Source organism: Dapis hubbardiae BLCC-M172 (assembly GCF_050016015.1).
Taxonomy (GTDB): Bacteria; Cyanobacteriota; Cyanobacteriia; order Cyanobacteriales; family Microcoleaceae; genus Trichodesmium.
On record NZ_JBNHEQ010000307.1, the window covers coordinates 1 to 8,693 of the forward strand.

Annotated in this window: 8 protein-coding genes and 1 pseudogene; 2 read left to right on the forward strand and 7 right to left on the reverse strand. The window is 37.9% G+C overall.

The features are described 5' to 3' along the window. Positions 1 to 276: 276 nt before the first annotated feature. The 7 genes and pseudogenes from ACP6PK_RS28955 to fabI all read right to left on the reverse strand — a co-directional run bounded on the left by ACP6PK_RS28955 (position 277) and on the right by fabI (position 6,225). On the reverse strand, positions 277 to 1,623 hold the full coding sequence (locus ACP6PK_RS28955) for an aromatic ring-hydroxylating oxygenase subunit alpha (RefSeq protein WP_426564883.1): 1,347 nt from the start codon (positions 1,621 to 1,623) through the stop codon (positions 277 to 279). A gap of 433 nt (positions 1,624 to 2,056) precedes the next feature. Then, entirely contained in the window at positions 2,057 to 2,404 is a 348-nt protein-coding gene (locus tag ACP6PK_RS28960; RefSeq protein WP_426564903.1) for a hypothetical protein, read from the reverse strand. Then, on the reverse strand, positions 2,355 to 3,236 hold the full coding sequence (locus ACP6PK_RS28965; protein ID WP_426564885.1) for an AAA family ATPase: 882 nt from the start codon (positions 3,234 to 3,236) through the stop codon (positions 2,355 to 2,357). The genes ACP6PK_RS28960 and ACP6PK_RS28965 overlap by 50 nt, the downstream gene beginning before the upstream one ends. Next, complete coding sequence (locus ACP6PK_RS28970) at positions 3,233 to 3,772, reverse strand: WD40 repeat domain-containing protein (protein WP_426564901.1); 540 nt, start codon at positions 3,770 to 3,772, stop codon at positions 3,233 to 3,235. The genes ACP6PK_RS28965 and ACP6PK_RS28970 overlap by 4 nt, the downstream gene beginning before the upstream one ends. Positions 3,773 to 3,846: 74 nt before the next feature. Next, a pseudogene (locus ACP6PK_RS28975) lies at positions 3,847 to 3,915 on the reverse strand (DUF4926 domain-containing protein); the annotation flags it as partial. 671 nt (positions 3,916 to 4,586) lie between these two features. Beyond that, positions 4,587 to 5,228, reverse strand: a complete 642-nt coding sequence (gene hisB, locus ACP6PK_RS28980; RefSeq protein WP_426564887.1) for an imidazoleglycerol-phosphate dehydratase HisB — start codon at positions 5,226 to 5,228, stop codon at positions 4,587 to 4,589. Between the two features lie 220 nt (positions 5,229 to 5,448). Continuing rightward, positions 5,449 to 6,225, reverse strand: coding sequence for an enoyl-ACP reductase FabI (fabI, locus tag ACP6PK_RS28985; protein ID WP_426564889.1), 777 nt, complete (start codon positions 6,223 to 6,225; stop codon positions 5,449 to 5,451). Between the two features lie 316 nt (positions 6,226 to 6,541). Between fabI and ntcA the strand changes: the two genes are divergently transcribed. Together ntcA and ACP6PK_RS28995 are read left to right on the forward strand one after the other, a co-directional pair. Further along, a complete protein-coding gene (gene ntcA, locus ACP6PK_RS28990) occupies positions 6,542 to 7,207 on the forward strand; it encodes a global nitrogen regulator NtcA (RefSeq protein WP_426564891.1) in 666 nt (221 codons plus the stop codon). Positions 7,208 to 7,531: 324 nt separating this feature from the next. Next, positions 7,532 to 8,164, forward strand: coding sequence for a DUF3084 domain-containing protein (locus tag ACP6PK_RS28995; protein WP_426564893.1), 633 nt, complete (start codon positions 7,532 to 7,534; stop codon positions 8,162 to 8,164). Positions 8,165 to 8,693 lie beyond the last annotated feature (529 nt).

The window sequence follows — 8,693 nt, forward strand, 5'->3', positions numbered from 1 at the left end:
ATTAAATAAACCCGCCCGAATGCACAAACGTAGGGGCGAGTTTTAGTCGAAAATTCAATACTCACCCATCAAATTAAATAAACCCGCCCGAATGCAAGGTGTGTCGATCTACTACTGGAATGACATATCTAAAATAGTGCGTTACATCATTGGGGGGCGGGTTTATTTGATCAAACGTGAAAACTCATTAATTTAATGGGGAAACCCGCCCCTACTATTTTACTATTTTAGCTTTGTCAGTTGACTTCTAAATTCTAAATTGCGCGTAGTGCAATATTAGCTCAAATATTTATCCAATATCTGATGAAAGTGACGGATGCGAGATTCTTGATAGTTACCCAGAGTAATACCAGGCTTTGCAGATGCTTTCAAACCTTTTTGCAGCAGGAGTAAGTTGGAAGCATCTTGATCTAGCACTGGTCCTGCTTGTCTCAATTCTGGTACATCACTCCAGTTTTCCTCAGATGTCAGCCAATGAATTTTAGCTGCTGGTGGCATAACTCCCGATGTACAAGGTTGCAAGACTAGGAATTCCATAATACAACTATCAGGGTCATTACCATAAGGTCTAAAACGAAACATGAAAGGTTGACCGACACCAGGAAATATCATCAAGTTAGGGAAAATAAAGTAAGAAATTATATCCAGCATCTCTGTATCAGAAACAGTAGAGCAGTCAACTTCTAAATTCTGCTTGAAGCTTTGTCGAGTGACTTCTGCTGCATAAGCACGAGGGTTCATTTCCTCAGATATCTGTAATGTTTCTAGGTCAATTCCCATAAATTCTATCAGACCTGTCGCAGGAGCTTGTGGGTCTCGTAGCTTACCTAGATGGGGACTTTGCACCGCAATTGGCATAATTAACCTATTATGACGACCATAAATGTCATTTTGGGAGTTAGCATCTCCACTGAATTTGAGAATTTGTGGATGTGTTCCAATTACATGATAAACTTCTAAAAAAGCCCCTAGTGCTACTTTCCAGTTAGCAGGCATCACTTTAGCAACGTGAGCTGCTATAAACCTTTCTTGTAAAGCAAACTGTTGGAAATGTTCGGGTAGATTTTCTAAGTAACTCTCAAGAGACTCACAATTTGGGTCAAAATTAATAAACACAAAGCCCTGCCATGTTGCCACCTTAATTTCAGGCAACCGGAAAGCTTCATCCTCTACCTGTTCAAAATCCCACCGACAAGGAATATGAGCTAGAGTACCATCTAGTTTCCATGTCCAACCATGAAAGGGACATTTTAAAGCTAAAGTATTTCCCTCGTTAACACATAATTGGGTCCCACGGTGCAAACAAGAATTGTATAATGCCTGAATTTTATCTGCTTTACTCCGAACAACAATTACGGAAAGGTCAGCTACATCATATACCACATAATCGCCCACATTAGGAATATTTTCTTCTCGACAAGCCCACTGCCAGACTTTTTTCCACATCTTTTCGACTTCTAAGTTATGATATTCAGGGGAAAAGAATATTTCTCTAGGGATATCGGCAGTTCCTAGATCTTTAATAGATTCTTGTTTGAGTACAGGTGGGACAGTTCGGCTATCTGTTTGCAATATTTCCTGCACTGTTTCCATTTCATCTCTGGTGAAATTTTTGGTAGTCATTTGATTATTGATTAAGATAGATTGCAAATATATCTTATATCATTTTTTAGGGAACAGGGAGAAATAATATAGAATCCGGATAATTACTATCGCTTGCGTCCGCAGCGACTGGAACGGAGTGGAAGGTTTGCGGAGCATTCCGGAACGGATAGCAATCTCTTATGTGTGCGGAGATTGCTTCCGCTTCGTCGCAATGACGACTGTTCAACTTGATTTTATATAATTGATTATTTCTGGATTTTTTCTATAAAGGGTGCAATTTATCGGCTGTTTGAGCGATCGCCTTCAACCTAGTGGTATGACACACCTACAATATTGCAATAGTCATCTTGTAGGGTGCGTTAATGAAATGTAACGCACCACCTATATCACAATTCGGTGCGTTACGCTTTCCTGCGGAATGCTGCGCAAACGCTAACACACCCTACTGGACCTATAAAAAAATAACAGACCGCAAAAATTTACGGAAACTCCAATGATACAAACTATAACAGATTTCTCCCCTAATTTCTTGCCAATGTAAAAATTCTAGCCAATTTTCTAATACTTCTTCCACATCATATTCATCGGTGTCTATGAATTGAGATATTGCCTCTACAGAAACTGCTTTTTCTTCCTCAACTAAAACTCTCAACACTCCCAACTCAATTTCTGACAAACCCTCACCAGCCATTTTTTGCGACAAACTCCGGTAATATTCCTCTAAACCTGTCGTAGAGACATTCCATGTCTTATAAGGGCGAATGCCATTCGCCCCTACAGTCGTCTCCTTCCCTCCCAAAAGGAGGTGAGAATTCCGATTCCCCCCCTTCCCAAGGGGGGTTAGGGGGGATAACACCCAACACCTGACTCAAATACATAAAATTATTCCCACTTGCAACAACCAACTCTCGACAAAATTCTGCTTCACTCTGATAATTTTCAGTAACCCAAGATTTAATATTTGCTCCCACTTCCGGAATTGCCAAATAATGCTGAATGTATGCTCGTGCATCTGCCTGGTTTTGTTCTGGGAATTGTTCTAAATTCAGTGTTTCGGCAGGAGTTTCAATTAATAAACCAGACTTTGCTCTCAGAAATGGTCTGCGGGCGAGGAGGAAATAGACTTGTTTGGGCAAATATCTGGGCAGGTAGAATATATTGGAGTCTCGTGGTTGACTTTGGCGATCGAGGTTGTCGCATCCATCCACTACTACGATTAATTTTTCCTCTGCCGTCAGGTTGTCGCTAATTTTCTGGAGTAATAGGGAAAGATACCAACTGCCGTCGGTAACGTTGTCGGGAAGGGTGGGGTTTTGGTTGTCTATTTTTTGGATGAGTTGGGTACATAAGGTTATGAGAAATTCGTCAGCGCGGTTTTTGCCCTCAACTTCGGCAGTGTAATAAACTGTTTGGGGGTTTTGGATGGTGTAGTTGGCGAGGAAGGCACTTTTACCGCTACCGGGGGAACCGATGAGAGTGAAGTAACCGTGGCTGTGGTTTTGGAGGAAATTGTTGATGGTGGTGGAGATGAGGGGGCGATCGACATAATTCTCGGTTTTTTGTCGAATGTATTGTTGAAATATTGTTGGGTAGGGGGTGGTTGGAGTTGGAGGTTGAGGTTGGTTGTTCATGGTTGTGTCTCCGTTCCTTCGAGGCGGAGGAAATGTAAACTTCCTGAGCGTTCCCCTGCTACAATAGTCATCCCATCCGGTGCCACAGCACAGCATTCTACATCGCTTTCCCCAGTAAAACTAGCAACTTCCTCTCCAGTTTCCATGCTCAACACTTTGATAGTTTTATTTAAACCTAAAATCACTTGTTTGCCATCTGGGGTAAAAGTTGCAACGCTTATAGACTCATTTCTTTCTAGAACTGTAAGACTAGAAATTTGTTCCCTATCGAGACTCCACGCTTCAACTTTTCCCCCTCTAATATTGTCATCTGAACTTAAAATTACCTGCTTGCCATCTGGAGTAACAGTTATAATTCTTATGTAATTGCGATCTATGACTGTGAGGGCAGAACTTTCTGCTCCTGTTTTGATATCCCACACTTTAATTGTTTTGTGATCTGACGAAATCACCTGTTTGACATTGGGGGTAACGGCTACACCATTTATCATATCGATATGACCTATGAGAGTAGTAATTTTTGCTCCATTTTCCACTGTTGCCAAACAACCATAAATTCATTATTACTGAGACTACATAAAGCTAAACTTTCTCCCTGTTCATTAGAAAATTAAACTTCATATTTTCCATCATTATAACATTCAACAATTGTCCCTTGACTGCCTATAAATTGGCGCTCCGAAGGTAAATTAAGAGACTGTTTGTCAAATAAGTATTAAGCAAAAAGTTTCAGAATTCAAGCTTTAAGATTGAATAAGGCAAGGGATTGAAATAACTCTACAGAGGGAGTAGGTGACTATTCATACTCAATCAGTTAGTTGTGAATTTCTTGATAACAAATAATTGTTTTTTTGCCTATTCCCTATTCCCTCCATACCAATTAAGTGTTCCCAGTTAAGTGTTCCCTATCTTCTTTTTTTATATTTCCTGATACATTCAACCTCTAACTAATAATTCAACAACATCAAATCATTCAGGTTTAATCATAATCTGTAAGAATTCAGCCGTCAGCTATCAGCTATTGTTGTTAGTATAGTTATCATTATGAATAAATAGAAACAGTATCCAAAACCCCTGAGATTGCTTCGCTACCGCTCGCAATGACAGAAAAAGGTTTTTTTGCCTAAGTCCTGATAATGTAAAATTCATCCTACTGGACTGTTTCACCTAAAATAGTGCATTAGGGAGTAGGGGAGTAGGGGAGTAAGGTAGGGACGTTGCATAAGGGCGTCCGTACGGGAGAAAGATTGTTGTTTGGTTTCGTCCCTCAACCCAACCTACATCTATTGCATCATTTAAGATGAAACAGTCTACTACTGATAACTGAATAACTAATAACTGATAACTGAATTACAAAACACCTTTAGAACTAGGAATTTCCCCAACTCGCCTGGGGTCAATTTCCGTTGCCATCCGTAGAGAACGAGCAAAAGCCTTAAACCCTGCTTCAATAATATGATGAGAATTAATTCCAGCCAACTGCCGAATATGCAAAGTCATCAAACTATTATTAGCCACAGCCACAAAAAATTCCCGCACTAACTGAGTATCATAAGTACCAACCCGTTGAGTAGGCATTTCCAAACCATAACTCAAATGTGGACGACCAGAAAAATCCAAGGCCACCTGAACCAACGCCTCATCCAAAGGAGCCACAAAATGACCAAAACGGACAATACCCTTGCGATCGCCCAACGCCTGCCTTAAAGCCTGGCCCAAAGTAATTCCCACATCCTCATTAGTATGATGGTCATCAATTTCAATATCTCCCACAGCTTGGACTTCCAGATCGATTAATCCATGAGAAGAAATTTGATGCAACATATGGTCTAAAAAAGGGATGCCAGTATTAGCCTTACAATTACCCACACCATCAATATTAAGACTAACAGTTACATCAGTTTCCCCAGTCGTCCGTTTCACGGAACCAACTCTGGCAGGCAAATCCAATTTTATCGGAGTAGATGGAGAAGGGCGATCGCTTATCTGCATAATTTTTAAAGATATAAATATAAATTTTGAATTTTAATTTTTCAGTAGCACAGGCTTCCAGCTAATTTAGTCCAAATTTGTAGGGTGCGTTAGACGGCTAAAATTTAGACTGTGAAAGGGATTTAACAATCCGTCGTAACGCACCATTGAATATGTGTCGGTACTAATTACTTTCTTCACTTCTGAATTCAGAATTCTAAATTCTAAATTCTAAATTCAATTACATTCCCATAATTTCATAACCAGCATCCACATAGATAACCTGACCAGTAATTCCACTCGACAGATCGCTACATAGGAAAGCAGCAGTATTACCAACTTCAATTTGAGTCACAGTCCGATGCAATGGAGCTATTTCTTCTACATGATGAATCATATCTTTAATACCACCCACTGCCGAAGAAGCCAAAGTTTTAATTGGACCAGCAGAAATAGCATTTACCCGAATATTTTTTTTGCCAAGTTCTGCTGCCAAATAACGAACATTCATTTCCAAAGCAGACTTAGCAATTCCCATCACATTATAATTAGGAACGACTCGTACACCACCTAAATAAGTCAGAGTTACAATACTTCCTCCTTCAGTCATAAGCTCTTTAGCCTTTGAACTCAAATCGATTAGAGAATAAGAACTAATTTCTAAAGCACGAGTAAATCCTTCACGAGTAGTATTACTAAAATCTCCAGATAATTCGTCCTTACCTGCAAAAGCCAAACAATGAATGAGAATATCCAACTTTCCCCATTTTTCCCCTACTTGGGCAAAAGTAGCCTGAACCTGCTCCTCATCCTGAACATTACAAGGTAAATATAAAGAAGGATTTAAAGGTTCTACTAATTCCCAAACCTTCTTTTCAAATCTACCTTTATCATCTGGCAGAAAAGTAACCCCCAAATTTGCCCCTGCTTGGTGAAGTTGTTGAGCAATACCCCAAGCAATAGAACGATTATTTGCAATCCCTGTCACCAGAGCATTTTTTCCGGTTAAATCTAACATAATACTATAAATTGTAGTAGAATCTCTAATCAGATAAAAACTTTATAATTTAATTTTATTATGACGAATTTATGCTATAATTATAAACTGCATATTTGCAATTAAATAAAATAGCACCTATAGGCCAGAATTTAAAATTAAATTTTTAGGTTTCATTGTGCTAATCTATCTCAAGTGTTTACAACAAAGTAAAGTAAATCCTAAATATATAGCAATACCTTGCAATTTGATAGTACAACCTTTGCTCAGTTAGTGAGCTATTTGTTAAAAGATATAAAGAAAAATATATTTATAAAAGAGTGTAAGGAAATTGGTCGTGACGCATGATAGACCACTAGCAAATGTTTTCCGTAATATATCTGGCGGGTCATATCCACCAGTTGTAGAAACTTTTGAACGGGGCAAGACAATATTTTTTCCAGGAGACCCAGCAGAGCGTGTCTACGTCTTAATTAAAGGCGCAGTTAAACTATCCAGGGTTTATGAAGCAGGAGACGAAATTACAGTAGCCCTACTTCGGGAAAATAGCGTATTTGGGGTACTATCCCTAATTACAGGCCATAAGTCTGACCGTTTCTACCATGCAGTGGCATTTACCCCAGTAGAGTTAATATCAGTGCCAATTGACCAGGTAGAGAAAGCTCTGAGAGAAGATCCAGAACTGTCAGTTATTTTATTGCGTGGACTATCATCTCGAATCTTACAAACAGAGATGATGATTGAGACATTGGCACACCGAGATATGGGTTCAAGACTGGTTAGCTTTTTGTTAATCCTTTGTCGAGATTTTGGAGTTCCTAGTAAAGAAGGGATTACAATAGACCTGAAGTTATCTCACCAAGCCATTGCAGAAGCAATTGGCTCAACAAGGGTGACAGTTACTCGTTTACTGGGAGACCTACGGCAAGATAGTATGATATCCATTCATAAAAAGAAAATTACAGTACATAACCCAGTGGCTTTAAGTCAACAATTTACCTGATTTATTAGGACATATTAACGAATTTAAAAATACTGTTAAGGATAGATTCAAATCAAGCTATAAATTGAAACCTGTAACATAAACTATAGGTAGTTAACTCCCAGTTCATCCTCAGAATCTCAAAATGGTAAACTGATCAAAAATATTATTTTCTCTGTAAACCTTAATTAATTGATAAATATAAGCCTTACTTAAGAGAAATCAGAGAAAATAATAGTAAATAAATTAAATAAATTACTGCCTATTTTCAGTTTAGGCAAATATTCTCAAACGACCAATCAACTCAAGGAAATCTTAAAATAACACAACTACCAGCAGCCCTTAATGACCGCCGGTATAACCTTAGTATTAGTAATTTTAGTTCTAGGCGGTGTAATAGCTACTATTAGCGATCGCCTAGGAACAAAGGTAGGCAAAGCTAGACTACGAATATTTCATCTTAGACCCCGTGATACTGCCGCTTTAGTTACTATAGTTACTGGCAGTATTCTTTCGGCTTTAACTTTAGCAATCTTATTTGCCACAAGCAAACCATTAAGAAAAGGCGTTTTTAGAATAGATGAAATTCAAACAAAACTTAATGAAACTCGCAAGGCAGTCACAAAAGCTGAATTTGAAACAACTCGTATTAAAAATGAATTAGAAAAAGCAAGATATGATTTAGAATTAGCTCTAACTCAGTTAAATCAAGTTAATCAATCTCTAGACAAAGCGCTAATCCAAAAAAGTGAAACAGAGACCCAACTAAAAATAACTCAAGAGCAATTAAATCAAGTTCAAGCAGCAAAAGCTCGTACTCAAGAAGAGCTAAAAAAAGTTCAAGCGGCAAAAGCAAAAACTGAAGCCGAACTTAACTTAACTCAAAATCAATTCAATAATATCATACAACAAAAAGAAGCTCTCACTCAAGAAATTGAACAGTTAGAAATAGAACGTCAACAACTACTAAAGAATTAGGTAGTCATGTATGGGTACTAATTTATTATGGAGAGAAAAAAAAGTTAAGGGAAGACCAAGAAATAAAGCATCTGAATAGATAGAATGAGTATTCTATCCCTAGTTAGGTTATTCGTCTTGAAGATAATAACAAAAGATTTTGGGAGAATTTTATAAATTGGAAGTGCCTGACAAATTGAATGTATCAGGAAATATAAACAGGAGATAGGGAATAGAGAATAAAAAGGAATAAATCAAGACAACTATTTGTCTCTTAAATAAAAATATAGGAAAATATGTACCGAACACTTCTCTATCTACCAGATTTCAATTTGTCGAAGTTTTAAACCTTTGATCTTTTCGTCACTCCTATATTCTCTTAATACTTAATTGTACAAACATTCCCTTAAATGGTAATAGGCGATCAACAATTAACTAGGGAAACAAAACTTAGGTTATTCGTCTTGAAGATAATAATAAAAGATTTTGGGAGAATTTATAAATTGGAAGTGCCTGACAAATTGAATGTATCAGGAAATATAAACAGGAG